Source organism: Pseudomonas sp. BF-RE-25 (assembly GCF_019956105.1).
Taxonomy (GTDB): Bacteria; Pseudomonadota; Gammaproteobacteria; order Pseudomonadales; family Pseudomonadaceae; genus Aquipseudomonas; species Aquipseudomonas migulae.
Window position 1 is genome coordinate 60,706 of record NZ_JAHBDB010000026.1, and the last position, 16,880, is coordinate 77,585.

General features: G+C 59.7%; 16 protein-coding genes. 3 read left to right on the plus strand and 13 right to left on the minus strand.

Features of this window, described 5'->3' with window-relative positions; translation table 11 throughout:
• Window positions 1–10: 10 nt before the first annotated feature.
• The 10 genes from KGB24_RS13950 to KGB24_RS13995 form a co-directional block, all read right to left on the minus strand.
• Window positions 11–2,215: an OsmC domain/YcaO domain-containing protein gene (locus KGB24_RS13950; RefSeq protein ID WP_008030943.1), complete on the minus strand. Its 2,205-nt coding sequence runs from the start codon at window positions 2,213–2,215 to the stop codon at window positions 11–13.
• Window positions 2,216–2,371: 156 nt separating this feature from the next.
• Window positions 2,372–3,529, minus strand: a complete 1,158-nt coding sequence (locus KGB24_RS13955) for a glutathionylspermidine synthase family protein (protein ID WP_223415627.1) — start codon at window positions 3,527–3,529, stop codon at window positions 2,372–2,374.
• Between the two features lie 12 nt (window positions 3,530–3,541).
• Window positions 3,542–4,255 (minus strand): DUF1190 domain-containing protein, encoded by a 714-nt coding sequence (locus KGB24_RS13960; RefSeq protein ID WP_008041314.1) that lies wholly within the window; start codon window positions 4,253–4,255, stop codon window positions 3,542–3,544.
• An 18-nt stretch (window positions 4,256–4,273) separates the two neighbouring features.
• Complete coding sequence (locus tag KGB24_RS13965) at window positions 4,274–4,702, minus strand: DUF350 domain-containing protein (RefSeq protein ID WP_008030949.1); 429 nt, start codon at window positions 4,700–4,702, stop codon at window positions 4,274–4,276.
• A gap of 15 nt (window positions 4,703–4,717) precedes the next feature.
• On the minus strand, window positions 4,718–5,392 hold the full coding sequence (locus KGB24_RS13970) for a DUF2491 family protein (RefSeq protein WP_223415628.1): 675 nt from the start codon (window positions 5,390–5,392) through the stop codon (window positions 4,718–4,720).
• Window positions 5,379–6,413: an ion channel gene (locus tag KGB24_RS13975; RefSeq protein WP_192228085.1), complete on the minus strand. Its 1,035-nt coding sequence runs from the start codon at window positions 6,411–6,413 to the stop codon at window positions 5,379–5,381. The genes KGB24_RS13970 and KGB24_RS13975 overlap by 14 nt, the downstream gene beginning before the upstream one ends.
• Window positions 6,414–6,484: 71 nt before the next feature.
• Window positions 6,485–7,048 (minus strand): rhomboid family intramembrane serine protease, encoded by a 564-nt coding sequence (locus KGB24_RS13980; RefSeq protein ID WP_008041319.1) that lies wholly within the window; start codon window positions 7,046–7,048, stop codon window positions 6,485–6,487.
• Window positions 7,049–7,203: 155 nt separating this feature from the next.
• On the minus strand, window positions 7,204–7,902 hold the full coding sequence (locus KGB24_RS13985) for a PspA/IM30 family protein (protein WP_008041320.1): 699 nt from the start codon (window positions 7,900–7,902) through the stop codon (window positions 7,204–7,206).
• Between the two features lie 25 nt (window positions 7,903–7,927).
• Complete coding sequence (locus tag KGB24_RS13990) at window positions 7,928–8,509, minus strand: YjfI family protein (RefSeq protein WP_085988408.1); 582 nt, start codon at window positions 8,507–8,509, stop codon at window positions 7,928–7,930.
• 1,132 nt (window positions 8,510–9,641) lie between these two features.
• Window positions 9,642–10,190 (minus strand): cysteine hydrolase family protein, encoded by a 549-nt coding sequence (locus KGB24_RS13995; protein ID WP_008044039.1) that lies wholly within the window; start codon window positions 10,188–10,190, stop codon window positions 9,642–9,644.
• A 101-nt stretch (window positions 10,191–10,291) separates the two neighbouring features.
• On the opposite strand from KGB24_RS13995, the gene KGB24_RS14000 reads away from it, so the two are divergent.
• The 3 genes from KGB24_RS14000 (at window position 10,292) to KGB24_RS14010 (ending at window position 13,457) form a co-directional block, all read left to right on the plus strand.
• A complete protein-coding gene (locus KGB24_RS14000; RefSeq protein WP_223415629.1) occupies window positions 10,292–11,290 on the plus strand; it encodes a GlxA family transcriptional regulator in 999 nt (332 codons plus the stop codon).
• 309 nt (window positions 11,291–11,599) lie between these two features.
• Complete coding sequence (locus tag KGB24_RS14005; protein WP_223415630.1) at window positions 11,600–12,709, plus strand: DUF3182 family protein; 1,110 nt, start codon at window positions 11,600–11,602, stop codon at window positions 12,707–12,709.
• A complete protein-coding gene (locus KGB24_RS14010; RefSeq protein ID WP_008044043.1) occupies window positions 12,699–13,457 on the plus strand; it encodes an alpha/beta hydrolase family protein in 759 nt (252 codons plus the stop codon). The genes KGB24_RS14005 and KGB24_RS14010 overlap by 11 nt, the downstream gene beginning before the upstream one ends.
• A 106-nt stretch (window positions 13,458–13,563) precedes the next feature.
• Here KGB24_RS14010 and KGB24_RS14015 read toward each other — a convergent pair whose 3' ends face one another.
• From KGB24_RS14015 to KGB24_RS14025, 3 genes are read right to left on the minus strand one after another with little or no spacing between them, the layout of a single operon-like run.
• Window positions 13,564–14,550, minus strand: a complete 987-nt coding sequence (locus KGB24_RS14015) for a lysylphosphatidylglycerol synthase domain-containing protein (protein ID WP_223415631.1) — start codon at window positions 14,548–14,550, stop codon at window positions 13,564–13,566.
• Window positions 14,537–15,832: a cardiolipin synthase ClsB gene (gene clsB, locus KGB24_RS14020; protein ID WP_223415632.1), complete on the minus strand. Its 1,296-nt coding sequence runs from the start codon at window positions 15,830–15,832 to the stop codon at window positions 14,537–14,539. The genes KGB24_RS14015 and clsB overlap by 14 nt, the downstream gene beginning before the upstream one ends.
• Window positions 15,829–16,626 (minus strand): endonuclease/exonuclease/phosphatase family protein, encoded by a 798-nt coding sequence (locus KGB24_RS14025; protein ID WP_008034453.1) that lies wholly within the window; start codon window positions 16,624–16,626, stop codon window positions 15,829–15,831. Before KGB24_RS14025 ends, clsB begins: the two co-directional genes overlap by 4 nt.
• Between the last annotated feature and the right edge of the window lie 254 nt (window positions 16,627–16,880).

The window sequence follows — 16,880 nt, forward strand, 5'->3', positions numbered from 1 at the left end:
GTGGGCGCTGTTAACTGGATGAGGTCGTCACGCTGGCCCGCGCCGTGTGCAGTTTTTTGTAGCTGTCGATCAGACGCAGATGCCTGTCGAGCCCCTCCAGTTTCATGCTGGTCGGCGTCAAGCCATAGAAGCGCACGGTCCCGTCCACCGAGCCGATTGCTGCATCCGTCCGCTCGCTGCCAAACATCCGGCGGAAATTGGCCTCGTAGTCTTCCAGTTCCAGGTCTTCGTCCAGTTTCATCTCCAGCACCACATTGACGGCCTGGTAGAACAAGCCGCGCTCAACCGTGTTGTCGTTGTACTGCAGGAACATTTCCACCGCCTCTTTCGCCTCTTCAAATTGTTGCAGGGCGAGATAAATCAGCAGCTTCAACTCCAGGATCGTCAGCTGACCCCAAGCAGTATTGTCGTCAAATTCAATGCCGATCAAGCTGGTGATGTCGGTGTAGTCGTCCAGCTCACTTTCCACCAGGCGCTCGACCAGCGCTCGCAGTTCGTCTTCGTCCAGGCGATGCAGGTTCAGGATGTCTTCGCGGAAGAACAGCGCTTTGTTGGTGTTATCCCAGATCAGATCGTCTACCGGATAGATTTCCGAATAGTCCGGCACCAGAATGCGGCAGGCCGTCGCGCCGATATGCTCGTAGACCGCCATGTACACTTCCTTGCCCATGCCTTCGAGAATGCCGAACAAGGTCGCGGCTTCCTCGGTATTCGAGTTTTCACCCTGGCCAGAGAAGTCCCACTCGACGAATTCGTAATCCGACTTCGAACTGAAGAAGCGCCACGACACAACGCCGCTCGAGTCGATGAAGTGCTCGACGAAGTTGTTCGGCTCGGTCACCGCATGACCTTCAAACGTCGGCTGGGGCAGGTCGTTGAGGCCTTCGAAGCTGCGGCCCTGCAGCAATTCGGTGAGGCTGCGCTCCAGTGCCACTTCAAGGCTTGGGTGCGCGCCGAACGAGGCGAACACACCGCCGGTACGCGGGTTCATCAACGTAACGCACATCACCGGGAATTCACCGCCCAGGGACGCATCCTTCACCAACACCGGGAAACCCTGTTCTTCCAGCGCCTGAATGCCGGCGAGGATCCCTGGGTACTTTGCCAGCACGTGGGCCGGCACATCCGGCAGTGCAAATTCACCTTCGATGATTTCGCGTTTTACCGCGCGCTCGAAGATCTCCGACAAGCACTGCACCTGCGCTTCGGCCAGCGTGTTGCCGGCACTCATGCCGTTGCTCAGGTACAGGTTTTCAATCAGGTTGGACGGGAAATACACCACCTCGCCGTCCGACTGGCGCACGTACGGCAGCGAGCAGATACCGCGCTCTTCATTGCCCGAGTTGGTGTCGATCAGATGGGAACCGCGCAGCTCGCCGTCGCGGTTGTAAATCTTCAGGCAGTACTCGTCGAGAATCTCGGTCGGCAGCGCGTCTTTACGGCCAGGCTTGAACCAGCGCTCGTCCGGATAGTGCACAAATTCCGCGTTGGCGATGTCTTCGCCCCAGAACTGGTCGTTGTAGAAGAAGTTGCAGTTGAGTCGCTCGATAAACTCGCCCAACGCCGACGCCAGTGCGCCTTCCTTGGTCGCACCCTTGCCGTTGGTGAAGCACATCGGCGAGTGCGCATCGCGGATATGCAGCGACCACACATTGGGCACAATATTGCGCCACGAGGCGATTTCAATCTTCATGCCCAGGTCCGCCAGGATGGCCGACATGTTGGCGATGGTTTGTTCCAGCGGCAGATCCTTGCCGGCAATGTAAGTGCTCGCCTCTGAACTGGAAGCAGGCATCAACAACGCCTGGGCATCGGCGTCGAGGTTTTCCACTTCTTCGATCACAAACTCAGGCCCGGCCTGCACCACTTTTTTCACGGTGCAACGGTCGATGGAACGCAGGATGCCCTGGCGGTCCTTGTCGGAGATGTCCGCCGGCAACTCGACCTGGATCTTGAAAATCTGGTTGTAGCGGTTTTCCGGGTCAACAATGTTGTTCTGCGACAGGCGGATGTTATCCGTGGGGATATTGCGTGTGCTGCAGTACAACTTCACGAAATACGCCGCACACAACGCCGACGAAGCCAGGAAGTAGTCGAACGGACCGGGTGCCGAGCCATCGCCCTTGTAGCGGATTGGTTGGTCGGCCACCACCGTGAAGTCGTCGAACTTGGCTTCAAGCCGAAGGTTGTCGAGAAAGTTGACCTTGATTTCCATGGGGGGGTACCAGAATAACGGGCTAGACGATTTGGCCGCCATTATCCGGCTTTTCAGCGGTAAGTCTTGTGGTTGTCGGGTTCCTGATCGGGTTTACACCTGTTTCACCCCGACGCCCGATGCATGGCAACGGGCTTTTCCACTAAAGGTAAATGTTCAGTCGAGTATCAGGTGCGGCAAGAATCGGCTGGAATCCTTGGTAATCAAGCTGTTGTCCTCGCGCACACCGATCCCCGCCGCTTGATCGCCGATCACCCAGGAACCGATCAACGTGTAGCTATCGCCAAACTTCGGCAGCGGCGCGAACTCCTGAAGGATAAACGGCGCATCCGTGTAGGGCCCATCCTCTTTCACGATCAGGCCGTCCGCTGTTTGCAGCTCGATGTTGGCGCCTTCCCGCGAGAAGAATGGCTTGCGCACCCAACCCTTGGGCACCGCTTTGTTCGGGTCGGTATCCAGGTGGGCGGCGAGCAGGTTCGGATGGCCTTTGTTGAATTCCCACAGCAGCGGCAGGATGCCTTTGTTGGAGATGATGGATTTCCAGGCCGGTTCGAAAAACTGCGTATCGCTCTGGGAAATCGCTGCACCAAAGGGCTCGTGGAAGATGAACTCCCAGGCGTGCAGTTTGAACAGGTGAGGAATCCAGCGATCTTCAAGATCGACGAAACGTCCGTCACTGGTGAGGCCAATGTCTTCGATGTCGATGTGGCGGGATTCGATGCCGACTTTTTCCGCAACCAGCCGCAGGTAATCGGTGGTGCCCTTGTCCTCGACCGAGTCTTTCATCGAGGCGAAATAGAACGGTTGCGTTATTTGCAGTTGAGCAAAGGCCTGATGCAGCTTGGTGTCGATGCTGTTGAACTGGTCGGCGTTCTTGGGCAACAAACCGCGCTCAATGCACTGCTCCAGCCAGCCCCACTGGAACGCCGCCGCTTCGTAGAGGCTGGTCGGCGTATCGTAGTTGAGCTCCAGCAGTTTGGCCGGGCCGTTGCCGTTGTAGGAAAAGTCCATGCGCCCGTACAGATGCGGATGACCTTCGAGCCATGACGTACGAACCAGGTCGTAGAACGGTGTCGGAATGCTCAGGCGCTCCAGCAGTTCCTCGCTCTGCACCACGCGGGCCACCAGGTCCATGCACATCTCATGGATCTCGGTGGTCGGGTCTTCGAGATCGTTTTCGATCTGCTTGAGCGTGAACTGGTAGTACGCGCTCTCGTCCCAATAGGGTTCGTCGTCGATGGTGTGGAACAGAAAGCCGAGGTTTTCGGCGGTCTGTTTCCAGTCATGACGCTCTGCGCAGAGGATTTTTTTCATGGCCCTGTTCCCTTAACTGCTCGACCCGCCGCCACCCCAGCCGCTGCGCGCACTGGCTTTGCTGCCGAAGCCGCCACGGGAAGTGGACGAGGCAACGGACACCGGTTTGCTGGCGGAACGAATCGAGTCGGCGTAGTTGCTGCTGCCGTATCGCGCCTGATTGGATTTGGTAAAGGTCGAACCTTTCGAAATCCGCTGGCCGAGTGTCGAAGACGAATAGCTGCCACGGTCATCGCGGTAGCGGTACACCGGCTCGGAATAGTAGCTGTTGCGGTTGTTGCTCAGCATGTTGCCGATCAACAGGCCGGTCAGCAGGCTGGTGCCGGAGAATCCCGAACCACCACTGTTCGCTTCCGAGGCAGGCAATTGCGCTTTGGCGGCGTCCACCTGGGATTGCGTCACCTCGCCATTGGCGGTCAGTTCGAAGCCGCCGAGCTTGGGGATGAACTTGCCGGCGGAGTCCTGCTGGCACCAGTCGGCGACGAAGTCGGCTTCGCAATCGGCCTGGTTGTCGTACACCGGTGCAATGCGTCGATGTTCGGCCATGGCGGTCATGAAGGCGTCCGAGCAGACGTCCACCGGAAGTTTTTCATCGGCGCATTGCTGCACGGACTGGAAGTTGTACTTTTTCTGCACCGAGTAGGTTTTTTCCGTCGGCCCGCAGCCCGAAATCGCCATCGCGACCGAGGCTGCCAGCGACAGCTGAACGTACTTGCTTCGTTTCATCGGGAGCTCCGTGCGCGATCAGTTCGAGGAAGGGGTCATGCAGGCGGCGTTCAACATGCCGACACTGATGGCCACGGCTGCCACGTAGATACCGGCGGCGATTTCACCTTTCTTGATGCGCTCGGAGGTGCCCTTGAGCACCAGGCTGGTCATCAGGAACGCCAACAATTGCACGAACGCGGCGATGACTGCCCAGACCACGAAGTCGAGGAGGCTGACCGAGTAGGCGATCACGTTGCTGGCCGGAATCGCGAAACCGATGACCGCACCGCCCAGGGCGATTGCAGCCGCGACGTTGCCCGAACGGATCAGCTCGAATTCCTTGTGCGGGGTGATGCGGGTGTAGATGAACTGGAACAGCGCGAACAGCACGGCGGCGCCGAGGATGTACGCAACAAACCCAAGCACGGCGGCTTTGTTCAGGGAGACGGAGAGCGCTTCTAGCATGGGGTTTCTTCCTTTTTAAAAAGTGTTCAGGTCGGTGGTGTACAGCGAAATGCCCAGCGAAGTGCTCAAGCTGATCGTACCTTCGGCGTCTTCTTCGACAGAAAACAGCAGGAATTCACGGCGGTCGGTCAGGCCGGTTTCGCGGGCGTACAGCATCGAACGGTGCTCGACGCTGTAGGACTCATCCGGGTTTTTCAGCTGTTCGCTCAACGCCACCAATTCAGTCTGGCCATTCTCGGTGCCCCATTCACGGGTGTATTCGACGCCGTTGTGGGTGTAGGTCGGCAGCCCGATCAGGCTATTCGGGCCGGCCAGACGGCGCAGCTCCGCTTCGCTGCTGATGGTGATGTAGCTGAGGTAGTTGAACAGGATCACCGACTCGACCTGGCCGGCGATATCGCCGGTGGTGTGCACTTGCAGCCAGTAGTCTTCGTCGTTCATGTAGTAGCGCGACAGCCAGGTCGACTGCCCGAGGTCAATGGTGCCGTTGCTCCAGATCTGCTGCGAGCCGGGGATGGCCACGGCGGTTTTTTCGTCGAGCAACAATTGCAGCGTGCTGTCGAACATCACGCCTTTGCCCAGTGCCAGACCCAACGGGCCGGCGGCCGGCTGGGTTTCGCTGGTGGTCCATTTCGATTCTGAATTCGCATTCGGGGCCTCAAGCCCCAACAACTGTTTAAACCATCCCATTGGAGATTTCCTTGAGGCGAGTGGAGGCGATGTAGAAGAGCTCGCCGCCCTCGACGCGTGTGGCGCCAGGCGGGTTGATCGATGGTTGTCGGGCGCCCTTGGCGCGGTAGCCGATGAGGGTGGCGTTGTGACGTTCTTTCATCTGCGTGTACAGATCGCCGAAGGTCGCGTTAAACGTCTCGGGCAGTTTCATCAGGTATTGGGTCGCGCCCTGGCCCACGCACAACAATTCGTTGATGACCACGGACGAGCCGGGGTCCTGAGACGCGCGCACAAGCATCTCGATGGCCATGCTTGATGTGCATTCCAGGCTGGGGGCGTAGGCGCTGGCGAGCGAGGCGATTTCACTGTCATTGAAGTGGGCGACCACATGCCCGACAGGCTTCAGTTGATTGACCGCCAGCACGGTGGCCAGGGTCAGGTCGTCTGAATGGGTTCGCACCAAAACGCGTTCGGCACCGGGAACGCCAGCGCGCAGTAGCAGCGCCACCGAGGACAGGCTTTCGCCCTTGATGAAGGACGCCTGGCCAGGCATGGGGTTTTCTTCAAGGGTGCAATCGCAAATGACGATCAGGTTGTCGTTGGAGGTTTCATCCTGAAGCAACAACTCAACGACCCGTTCGCTGGACGCACCTTCCCAGCCGATGAGCACCGTATGCCCGACATTGCCGGTGTAGTCACCTTTGCCCTTCATGCTTTTTCTCCATACATCGATAACGCTGCTGGTGGTTTTGCCGATGGCTGCCGTCAGCAGCGCAATGCCGCCGAGCATGACCCAGGTGGCCACGAAAATGCGCCCCGCCGATGTCTGTGGCGCGAGATCGCCATAGCCTACGGTAAGCGTGGTGGTGAGATAGAAGTAGGTAAATGTGGCGGGGGCGGTGAGGTGCTGTTCGCCCAGCAACACCAGGCCCAGATACGCCGTGGTCAGGTGCACGGCCAAGGCGATGACCAGTCCCACCCAACCGAATCGGTGGAAGAGGGACGAGGCATACATGCGCAATAAAAGGAAAATCGACATTTCGTCCCTGACTCCGTGGGTACTCATTCCTGGCGACGTTATCGCCTCGGCGTCTGAATGCTCAAGTGCGGTTAACCGGCGGCATTAAACCTGCTGCGCGGCGCAGAGAAAAGTACCTTGGCAGCAATAAATCCGGCGAGCGCCCCAAAGAGATGTCCTTCGAAGGACACACCCTGACGCGGAAGAAAGCCAAAGACCAGGCCGCCATAGAGCAGCGCCACGACGCTGGCCGTGATCAGGTTGCCCCAACTGCGGTGAAACCAGGCGCGGGACAGGAGGTAGGCCCACAACCCGAATACCCAGCCGCTGGCGCCAATGTGCACGCCGGAAAACCCGAACAGCCAGACCAGTGCGCCGCCCAGCAGAATGATGATCGCGCTGACGGCCAGGAACCGGTTGAGCCCGTCGACAATGACCAGGGTGCCCAGAATCAGGAAGGGAATCAGGTTGGCGCTGAGGTGCGCAAAGGACGCGTGCAAAAAAGGCGAGGTGATGATGCCGACCAGTCCGTGGGCTGTTCTCGGCACCAGGCCGAATGCCACAAGGCTGTAGCCGGTCGCGACGTTGAGCAGTTGCAGCGCCACCATGAAAATGGCGAGGCTGGCGATTGTCTTGAAACCCTTCAGGGCATCCATCCTTGACCTCGATTCAACGAAAACTGAAGCGCATATCCAATGTGGGAGCGAGCTTGCTCGCGAAGAGGGAGTGTCAGGCAACATTAATGTCGCCTGACAAACCGTAATCGCTAGCAGGCTAGCTCCCACAGGTTATGCATCTGCGACTGAGTGGGTTACTCAGCCGATTTCTGCTTCAGGCGCTCCAGGATCGCGTTGGCGCTGCCCGCGTCCGGCGTGATGCCGGCTTCGCGCAGTTTGCGCTCCAGGTCAGTGCCGGTCGAGGCATCGGCCAGTTGGTCCTGGGCTTCCAGTTCAGCGGCGCGTTGCTGCTGCTTGGCTTGCAAGCGGTTCAGCGTGCCGACTGCGGTTTCCAGTTTGCCGTTGGCGCCGCCGCTGGCGATGGATGCGCTGACTTGGGCTTTCTGCACGCTTTCGCGGGCCTTGGCCATGTCCACTTGCTGACGCAGGCTCTTGATGCGGCTTTCAGCCTTGGTGATGTCTTTGCGCATGTTGTCCGCATAACCGCCGAATTCGGTGGCCTGCTTCTGCTCGACATCCAGCTCGTTGGTCAGGGTCGAAATGGCTTCGGCCACTTCCAGTGCCAAGTCTTCGCGGTTGGCCTGAATGGCGGCCAGCGCCTTGGATTCCAGGTCCTTGATCTTGGCGTTGTACTCGCTGACGCGATCAGCGGACAGTTTGTGCTTGGCCATGATGGTCACCAGTTCACGCTTGGCGTTGGCCAGCGCGCTGTCGGCATCGCGGATTTCCTGGTCGAGGATGCGCAGGGCCTGTTGGTCGACGATCGATTCGCCGACTTCATTGGCACCGCCACGCAGTGCGGTGAACAATTTGCTCCAGATGGACTGAGTCATTGGATTTTCCCTGATTCCCGAATAATTAATTGAAAAAACGTTCGAAGGCTTCGCTGGCGCGCTGCACGTTGTCGACGAGGGTTTTGACCTCGGTCACGACGTTGGTCAGGCTCGAGTCGGAACTGAGCGCGCCAAACATGTTGTAAACGACCTGCCCGTTGGGCATGGACTCGATGCCGATCGACGACAGCGGGAACATTTCCCGGCTGCGCAGCACGGCATCGTTGAAGGCCGGCACGTCCTTGATCGACTCGACGTCGACCAGCACGGTATCGACGATGATCTGGTCGCCCACAACCGCGATGTAAATCGGCAAGCCACCGAAGTCGTTCATTTCCAGCTTGATGCTGGATTCGGAGCCTTGGACGAGGGAGAGGGTGATGTCGTTCGAGACCACTTCGTCCAGGGCTTGAAGGGCGCTGTAGAGGCGATCGATGTTCCAGTTGTTACCTGCGCTCATGTAATTCTCCGACATGAATGAGCCAGCCAGGATCGGTTGGCGTAGCTGTTTCTCCATCTGCTTGAGCAGGCTTCGGTTTTCGGGAAGCACCCAAGTCTCGTGTTTTACATAACCGGCGGCACCCAGGCCCGCGCGCATCTGCTTCATGTAGAAGCTCGACGGTTTTTTCGCGGACGGTTTCGAGCGCTCTCCCTTGCGGCTTGCTGAATCGTTCACAGACCCGGAAGGCGGATCTGATGGAGAGCTGCTGTTCATGGTGCTGACCTCGTTGTGAAAAACTCACGCGTGAGAAACACTACAGGCAATTTTTGTTGGGCTCAATAGCTCACGCGTGAGATTTTTTATGGGTGGTGGGGGCGGGGATTGGGGGTATATCCGTTTTTTGGGTGATGGCGGATATTGGTTTCGCCCTTACGGCGAGTCACTTGGAAAAGCCCCAAGTAACCAAGGGCTCTTGCCCCTTTCGTTCGGTGCCTCGCCTAGGCTCGGCATGCCCTCGCTCCGGTCCTGCTCCGCGGGCCCGCCGCGATCGGCCATCCCTGGCCGTGCGCGGCTAACCCGGCATCCATGCCGGGTTGCCCACTACGCAGAACCTGCGCTCGGCCTCTCGAGGGGGCGTGCACCTCAAGATCAAAAGCGGAAGGCGAGCTAACGCTCGGCCTGATGAGTGGTGAAAATCAAAAGCACACGCGATCCCCTGTAGGAGCCGGCTTGCCGGCGAAAAACGTCTAGGCGACGCGTTCACTCAGACAGCCCGCGTTATCGTTGACGTCCATCGCCAGCAAGCTGGCTCCTACAAGGGAAATGCGTATGTGTTTGGATAAATACGATCAACTGTAGGAGCTGGCTTGCCGGCGATAGCGGTGGGGCAGTCGACGTTTGTACTGGCTGGACGGACGCCATCGCCAGCAAGCCGGCTCCTACAGGGGATAGGTGTACATATCCGGAATGAGGGAACGCGCGCACCAAAGAGCCAGGTCGGCTTTCAGGCCGCCTCGGCGGCTGTGGCGGTGGTCGCCCCCTCGAGAGGCCGAGTGGAGGTTCTGCGCAGTGGGCAACCCGGCATGGATGCCGGGTTAGCCGCCCCCGGCCATGGATGGCCGATCGCGGCGGGCCCACGGAGCAGGACCGGAGCGAGGGTATGCCGAGCCTTAGCGAGGCACCGAACGAAAGGGGCAAGAGCGCTTTGGTTACTTTCGCGCTTTTCGAAAGTGACTCGCTGTAAGAGCGAAACCAATAGAAGCCGTTACCGCAGCAACGGATATGTACTCAGCTCACCTCACCCAGCCAGAAACTCGCCAGTAGACACCACACGAGCATAGGCAAAACCCAACGCAGACATGAACGCGGCATGAACATGGGCAGCCGGAACCGTAAGTCCGTTGAACTCCAAATCCCGCGAGGCACAGGCGTCATGAATGACGGTGACGGCGTAACCCATATCGGCGGCCGCACGGGTAATGCCGTCGACGCACATATGACTCATGCTGCCAACCACCACCAACTCCTTGATACCCTGCTCGTCGAGAATTGACTGCAATTCAGTTTCGCGGAACGAGTTGACGAAGTGCTTGAGCACCACCGGCTCGTCGGCGCGGTTCAGGACTTTGGGGTGCAGCTTCGCGCCCTCGGAGCCCGGGGTGAAGAAGGGCGCTTCGTCGGAAGTGAACTCGTGGCGAATGTGCACCACCGAATCACCGGCATCACGAAAAGCTTTAAGCAGACGTACGGCGTTATCCGCAGCAGCGTCGGCGCCGACCAGCGGCCACTTGCCCTGGGGGAAGTAGTCGTTTTGGATATCAACTACGATGAGTGCTTGCTTGGCCATGACTGTTTCCTCGAAGTGTGTGTGGGTGTGGAATGAAGTATTGGCTCTGGCGGACCGTCCGAGGATTGGCCGCACCGACAATAGAAGGGGGAAAACTGACAATGGACGCACAAAGGCCAATCGCCGAGCTGGGCGTGCTGATTTATCCCGGCGCGCAGATGGCAGCGGTGCACGGGCTGACCGACTTGTTCGGGGTGGCGAACCGGATTGCCGCGGACTATCAAGCGGCGCAGTTGCCGCTGTTGCGGGTCAGCCACTGGCAGGTCGATGGCGATCAACCACCCCAGCGCATCTACGACAGCCATCCCGCGCCGGACGGCGCATTGGTGGCAGTGCTGATCCCGCCGTCGATTGGCGGTTTTTCCGAAGGCCAGGCACCGCAAGGCTTGCTGCGCTGGATTCGTCAGCAGCACGCACAAGGCGCGACCCTCGGCGGCGTCTGCGTGGGTTCGATTCTATTGGCTGAAAGCGGCCTGCTCGACGGCCGCAGCGCCACCACCCACTGGACGTCGGCCAAGGCGTTCGCCGAGCGTTATCCGGCGATCAAGCTCAAGGCCGATACGCCGATCGTCGATGACGGCGACTTGATCACCACCGCCGGGTTGATGGCCTGGTCCGAGCTGGGTTTGCGTCTGGTCGACCGATTGCTGGGGCCGAGCATCGCCACCGGCACTGCGCGGTTTCTGGTGGTGGAACACAGCGACAGTGCGAGTGAATGTGGCAGCAACTTTTCACCGATTCTCAGCCACGGCGACGCCTCGATTCTCAAGGTTCAGCATTGGCTGCAAAGCACCGGCGCGACCGATGTGTCGCTGGCGACCATGGCTGAACGGGCAGGGCTGGAAGAACGCACCTTCCTGCGCAGATTTCGTGCTGCAACCGGGCTTAAACCCACCGAGTATTGCCAGCACCTGCGGGTCGGTAAGGCCCGGGAAATGTTGGAGTTCACCAACGGCACCATCGACCACATTGCCTGGACCGTCGGTTATCAGGACCCGAGCGCCTTCCGCGCGACGTTCAAGAAAATCACCGGGCTGGCGCCGAGTGATTATCGGACGCGGTTTGGCGTTTCGCCGACCGCCGCCGGAGCCCGTCAATAAGCAACACGAATAACCCTGTAGGAGCGAGCTTGCTCGCGATGAACCTGAGGACGACGCTTTCATTCCGACAACACGCGTTATCGTTAACGTCCATCGCGAGCAGGCTCGCTCCCACAGTTTGATCTTTGCAAGGCTTGGGGCGTGCAAAATGCCGGGAGCGAAATGGCCGTCGTGCAGAATGAGACAGGCTCATTGCTATCACCGAATCGGCAACTGATTGAATTGCCGATTATTTCAAATCAGCTGCCGTTGGCCTGATCTCTGCACCCCTACAACTACATTCATCAAGCGCTGATTGAAGGGGGACGCATGACCCCAACAAACCGCAAAAAACTGGTGGTTGCCCACTCGGTGCGGCCCGACGCGCCACAGCACGAAGTCGAAACCAATCACGCATTGGCCCGTTGGCTGGCGCAGGTTCTCGGGTTCAAATTCGGCGGCAGCTACGACCCCGAACACCACAGCGGTCGCGATCTTTATCTGCTGCCGACACAAACCATTGTCGGCGCTGCGGCCGCGCGGCAATTGGGCGTCAAAGGCCCGGAGGATTTGTGGGGCGGCTACGTTGAGCATGATTTCATCTGCACCAAAGCCATCAGCCACGGCTTGCGCAACAAAAACGCTTTTGCGCCGCACGGCTGGTCGCCGTTGTTTTGCGAACGGGTGCGCAACGTGGTGCTCGAGGGGCTCAGCGTGTTCTCCCTCGACGATGCGCGCCCTGCGGCGGAGCATTTGCTCGATAGCGGACCGATTCGCCTGAAACCGATCCATGCCTGCGCCGGACGCGGTCAGGAGGTTATCCAGAGCCTCGACCAATTCGATGCGATCCTCGCTAGACCCGATGCCAAGGCGCTATTCACCGAAGGCGTGGTGTTGGAGCAAGACCTGACCGAGGTGGTGACCCACAGCGTCGGCCAAAGCTTCATCGGCGGCACAGTGCTGAGTTACTGCGGTGATCAGTACTTGACCGCAGACGGTCATGGCGAGCAGGTTTATGGCGGTTCCAATCTGCTCGTGGTGCAGGGCGGTTACGACGAACTGCTCGAACTGCAACTGCCCGACGACGTGCGGCTGGCCATCCGGCAAGCGCAAGTGTTTGACCGTGCGGCGGACGAGGCCTATCCCGGTTTCTATGCCTCGCGGCGCAACTACGACATCGCGCAAGGCCTGGACAGTAACGGCACACAGCGCAGCGGCGTGCTTGAACAGTCCTGGCGCATGGGCGGTGCCAGCAGCGCCGAAGTGGCGGCGTTGCAGAGCTTCGTCAACGACCCGCAGATGAGCGCAATTCGTGTGTCTTCGGTGGAAACCTACATCGATCAAGCGCTGCCGGCGGACGCCATCGAGGTGTACCGCGGGCCAGCGCACAACAGTGAATTTCTCCTCAAGTACGTAACGGTCAAATCCTATGACGGCTAGAAGCGAAACCATTCAGATCGACATCGACGATGAACAGATGAGCGGGACTTTTCTCAGCCCCAAATCGAAGGTCCCCGGCGTGCTCTTCGTGCACGGTTGGGGCGGCAGTCAGGAGCGTGATCTTGAACGGGCCAAAGGCATCGCAGGTCTGGGCTGCGTGTGCCTGACGTTTGACTTGCGCGGGCACACCGGCGGCACCGGCATTCCACTGACGCGGGTCTCCCGCGAAGACAACCTGCGTGACCTGCTGGCGGCGTACGACCGATTGCTCGCGCACCCTGCGCTCGATACCTCGGCGATTGCTGTGGTCGGCACCAGTTATGGCGGTTATCTGGCTGCGATTTTGACCTCATTGCGCCCCGTGCGCTGGCTGGCGCTGCGGGTGCCGGCGTTGTATCGCGATGAGCAATGGCACGCGCCCAAGCGTGAACTGGACAAGCTCGATTTGCGTGATTACCGCAGCACGCTGGTGCGCGCCGACAGCAATCGCGCGTTGCATGCCTGTTCGCAATTTACCGGGGATGTGCTGCTGGTGGAGTCCGAGACTGACGACTATGTGCCCCACGCGACCATCATGAGTTACCGGGCGGCGTGTCAGCAGACGCACTCGCTGACCCACCGCATCATCGACGGCGCCGATCACGCGTTGAGCGAGCCGGTTTCGCAGCAGGCGTATACGTCGATCCTGGTGGACTGGATTACCGAGATGGTGGTGGGTGAGCGGTTGAGCATTATCCAGTCGACCTAAGATTTGCAGTGTTCTTGCGAATCGCCAGCAAGCTGGCTCCTACAGGATTAACGCAAACCTTGTAGGAGCCAGCTTGCTGGCGATGGCGTCCTCACTATCACCCCGATCACTTGGGTTTCTTCGCAATCCGCAGCGACTTGGCCTTGGCCTCCACAATCAAATACATCACCAACGTAATCAACAACGGCAGGATAAAATAAATCGCCCGATACGCCAGCAACCCCGCCACCAGGCTCCCCCGCGAAGCCTCATGCTGCAGCAACGCCACAAACACCGCCTCCAATACACCGAGCCCCGCCGGAATGTGCGTAATCACCCCGGCAATCGCGCTGATCAACAACACGCCAAGCACCAGCGGATAATCCAGCTTGCTCGGCAGAAGGGTGAAGATCACCGCCGCCATCAGCGACCAGTTCAGCGCCCCGAGCGCCAGTTGCAGCACCGCCATGCGCAGGGACGGCAAGTTGATTTCGACGCCGCGAATCGCCCACTCCCGCCGCTTGGAATACTGACAGGCCGCCAGGTAACCCGCGCTCACCAACAGCAACAGAACCCCCACGCCCTGCAATGCACCACTGCTGAGTTTCCAGCCCGGTGGCATGCGCACCAGCCCGCTGCTGAACATCGCGCCGGCAATCACCATGTAGCCGAACCAGTTGGTCGCCAGGCTCAGGCCGAGGATTTTCGCGATGTTGCTTTTGCTCACGCCGAGCCGCGAGTAAAGCCGATAGCGCATGGCAATGCCGCCGACCCAGGCACTCAGGTTGAGGTTGAAGGCGTAGCTGATGATCCCCACTGGCAGGATCTGTTTCCAGGTCAGGTCCTGACGAATATAGGTGCGGCCAATCAGGTCGAAACAGGCGTACACCAGAAAACTCACCAGCGTCAGCCCGGAAGCGATGACCAGCGTGCGCACCTTGAAATCGGCGAGGGTGTCGAACACCTCGTTCCATTCGATGCGTTGGGCCAGCATCGTGAACAGGACGATCAGCGCCAGGAAAAACAGCATCGTCAGCGGTTTCTTCCAGCGACTCCAATGCGACTTGTGCGGGCTGTCGGCGTGAGGCGCCGAATGGGTTTCAGCGCGGCTCATGGTGATCGCCCCCGGCGAGGTGGGTGAAGGGCTTCAGGCGTGGCTTGTGTGCCGGCAGCCAGCCGGCCCACGCCGGGAAGTGCCGCAGGAAGTGAAACACCAGAAAACCGACGGTCATGTGCCAGACCCGTCCGCGTGGGGATGTGTCCGCACACATGGCTTTGCAGTGGTTGTCGCTCAGCCTCTCGAGGCGTTCGAACAAATCGCGGTTGAAGGCGCGATCGCGGATCAGCACATTGGCTTCCAGGTTCATCGCCAGGCTCAGCGGGTCGAGGTTGCTCGAGCCGACGGTGCTCCAGTCTTCGTCCACCAGCGCGACTTTGCCGTGCAGCGGGCGCTCGCAATATTCGTGAATCTGCACCCCGGATTTGAGCAGGTAGTCATAGGTCATGCGCGCCGCCAGTTTGGCCACCCTCATGTCTGGCTGGCCTTGCAGGATCAGTCGCACCTCGACGCCTCGCCGCGCGGCGTTGCGTATCTCGCGCAGCAAGCGATAACCGGGAAAGAAATAGGCGTTGGCAATCACCACGCGACGCTGGGCGCTGCGCAGGACATGTCTATAAACCTCTTCGATATCGGTTTGATGATCACCGTTGTCGCGGTACACCAAACGGACCTGGCCGTCGTGATCGTTGAACGCCAGTTCCGAGCGCCGCTGCCGCCGGCGTTGCCACCAGTATTTGGCGCGGGCCGGGCGACCGCTTTGCAGCAGGGCGAAATGATGAATGTCGGTCACTGCCGGGCCTTGCACTTCAACCGAGTAATCCTGTTTGGCCTCGGGGCCGAAGTCGGCCAGATGGTCGGCGGAAAAGTTGATCCCGCCGATGAACGCAATCGTGCCGTCGACCACCACGATCTTGCGGTGCAGGCGCCGGAACCAGTTGGTGCGGATACCCAGCCGCTTCGGTGCCGGGTCAAATATCTGCAGGTGCACGCCGGCCTCGCTCAACGCCGTAAGGTAACCGGTGCTCAACTCGCCACAACCAAACCCGTCGAGACTGGCGGTGACGCGCACGCCGCGTTGAGCCGCGTCGATCAGCACTTGCTGCAGCTCTTCGCCGACCTTGTCCTCGAAAACGATGAAGGTTTCCAGGAGGATTTCAGTCTTTGCCTGGCGCATGGCTTCGAACACCCGAGGGAAATATTCTTCGCCGTTTTCCAGCAGTTCCACCCGGTTGTTGCCCTGCCAACCGTATTCAACGTCGACCACGCCGGGTTCGCGCACCGGCGGGTTGGTGGGTACGTGATCCACGGTGGTTTTTTCCATCGGTGCGCTGCTCATAGCTCGATCTCCACCGATAGTGGTGCGTGGTCGGAAAGGTGAGACCAGGGCCGCGCCGCCAGGACTTGCGGACGGCTGGCCTTGAGGTTGCGCACGTAGATGCGGTCCAGGCGCAAGGCCGGCAAGCGCGCCGGAAAACTGCGCGCCGGTTTGCCGTGGAGTTCGGCAAACACCTCGCGCAAACCACAGGGCTTGAGCATTGCGTCGGCGCGCTGACGCCAGTCGTTGAAGTCACCGGCGACAATCACCGGCGCGTCGCTCGGCAATTCTGCGAGGCGTTGGGTCAGCAGCTTCAGCTGTTCATTGCGATGGGTTTCGCGCAGTCCCAAATGGACGCAAATCGCGTGCACCTCCGGGCCATCGACGGGCAAGCGCAATACGCAATGCAGGATGCCGCGGTTTTCGTGTCCGCTGATGGACACGTCGAGGTTGTCGTGGCGAATGATCTGGAATTTCGACAACAGCGCATTGCCGTGATCGCCTGCCGGGTACACCGCGTTGCGTCCGTAGGCGAACTGCGGCCACAGCGTGTCGGCGAGAAATTCGTACTGCGGCATTGTCGGCCAATTGCTGTAACGCTGGGGATGGTGCTCGTGGGTGCCGTGGACTTCCTGCAAAAACACCACGTCGGCGGACACGCTGCGCACGGCTTCGCGCAATTCCGGCAGGATGAAACGCCGGTTGAGCGCGGTGAAACCCTTGTGCGTGTTGACCGTCAGCACGGTGAAGCGGCGTACTGCGTTCACGGTTCCTGACGAGTCATCGTCGGGGTTGAACTGCTCGGCGCGGTTCATGGCAGCACGCCTTGTGCCGCAGGCTCGCCGGAGGCAAAGAAGCGCCAAGCTGAAATACCGCTGTGAATCGCCGCCATGTCGCCTCCCGTCTGAGGGTCCCCGGTTGCCCCTGTCTTTTGATGACTGCGGGGCAAGCGAGAAAGTTTCGACGGGACTACGGACGGTAGGAGGGCTAAACCTGTAGGAGCCGGCTTGCTGGCGATAGCGGTGGCACATTCAACATTGATGTGACTGACACCTGTCTCTTATACACA

Coding starts and splice junctions, on each gene's coding strand:
- KGB24_RS13950 (WP_008030943.1), bottom strand. CDS start 2,215: ATGGAAATCAAGGTCAACTTTCTCGACAACCTTCGGCTTGAAGCCAAG.
- KGB24_RS13955 (WP_223415627.1), bottom strand. CDS start 3,529: ATGAAAAAAATCCTCTGCGCAGAGCGTCATGACTGGAAACAGACCGCC.
- KGB24_RS13960 (WP_008041314.1), bottom strand. CDS start 4,255: ATGAAACGAAGCAAGTACGTTCAGCTGTCGCTGGCAGCCTCGGTCGCG.
- KGB24_RS13965 (WP_008030949.1), bottom strand. CDS start 4,702: ATGCTAGAAGCGCTCTCCGTCTCCCTGAACAAAGCCGCCGTGCTTGGG.
- KGB24_RS13970 (WP_223415628.1), bottom strand. CDS start 5,392: ATGGGATGGTTTAAACAGTTGTTGGGGCTTGAGGCCCCGAATGCGAAT.
- KGB24_RS13975 (WP_192228085.1), bottom strand. CDS start 6,413: ATGTCGATTTTCCTTTTATTGCGCATGTATGCCTCGTCCCTCTTCCAC.
- KGB24_RS13980 (WP_008041319.1), bottom strand. CDS start 7,048: ATGGATGCCCTGAAGGGTTTCAAGACAATCGCCAGCCTCGCCATTTTC.
- KGB24_RS13985 (WP_008041320.1), bottom strand. CDS start 7,902: ATGACTCAGTCCATCTGGAGCAAATTGTTCACCGCACTGCGTGGCGGT.
- KGB24_RS13990 (WP_085988408.1), bottom strand. CDS start 8,509: ATGAAGCAGATGCGCGCGGGCCTGGGTGCCGCCGGTTATGTAAAACAC.
- KGB24_RS13995 (WP_008044039.1), bottom strand. CDS start 10,190: ATGGCCAAGCAAGCACTCATCGTAGTTGATATCCAAAACGACTACTTC.
- KGB24_RS14000 (WP_223415629.1), top strand. CDS start 10,292: ATGGACGCACAAAGGCCAATCGCCGAGCTGGGCGTGCTGATTTATCCC.
- KGB24_RS14005 (WP_223415630.1), top strand. CDS start 11,600: ATGACCCCAACAAACCGCAAAAAACTGGTGGTTGCCCACTCGGTGCGG.
- KGB24_RS14010 (WP_008044043.1), top strand. CDS start 12,699: ATGACGGCTAGAAGCGAAACCATTCAGATCGACATCGACGATGAACAG.
- KGB24_RS14015 (WP_223415631.1), bottom strand. CDS start 14,550: ATGAGCCGCGCTGAAACCCATTCGGCGCCTCACGCCGACAGCCCGCAC.
- clsB (WP_223415632.1), bottom strand. CDS start 15,832: ATGAGCAGCGCACCGATGGAAAAAACCACCGTGGATCACGTACCCACC.
- KGB24_RS14025 (WP_008034453.1), bottom strand. CDS start 16,626: ATGAACCGCGCCGAGCAGTTCAACCCCGACGATGACTCGTCAGGAACC.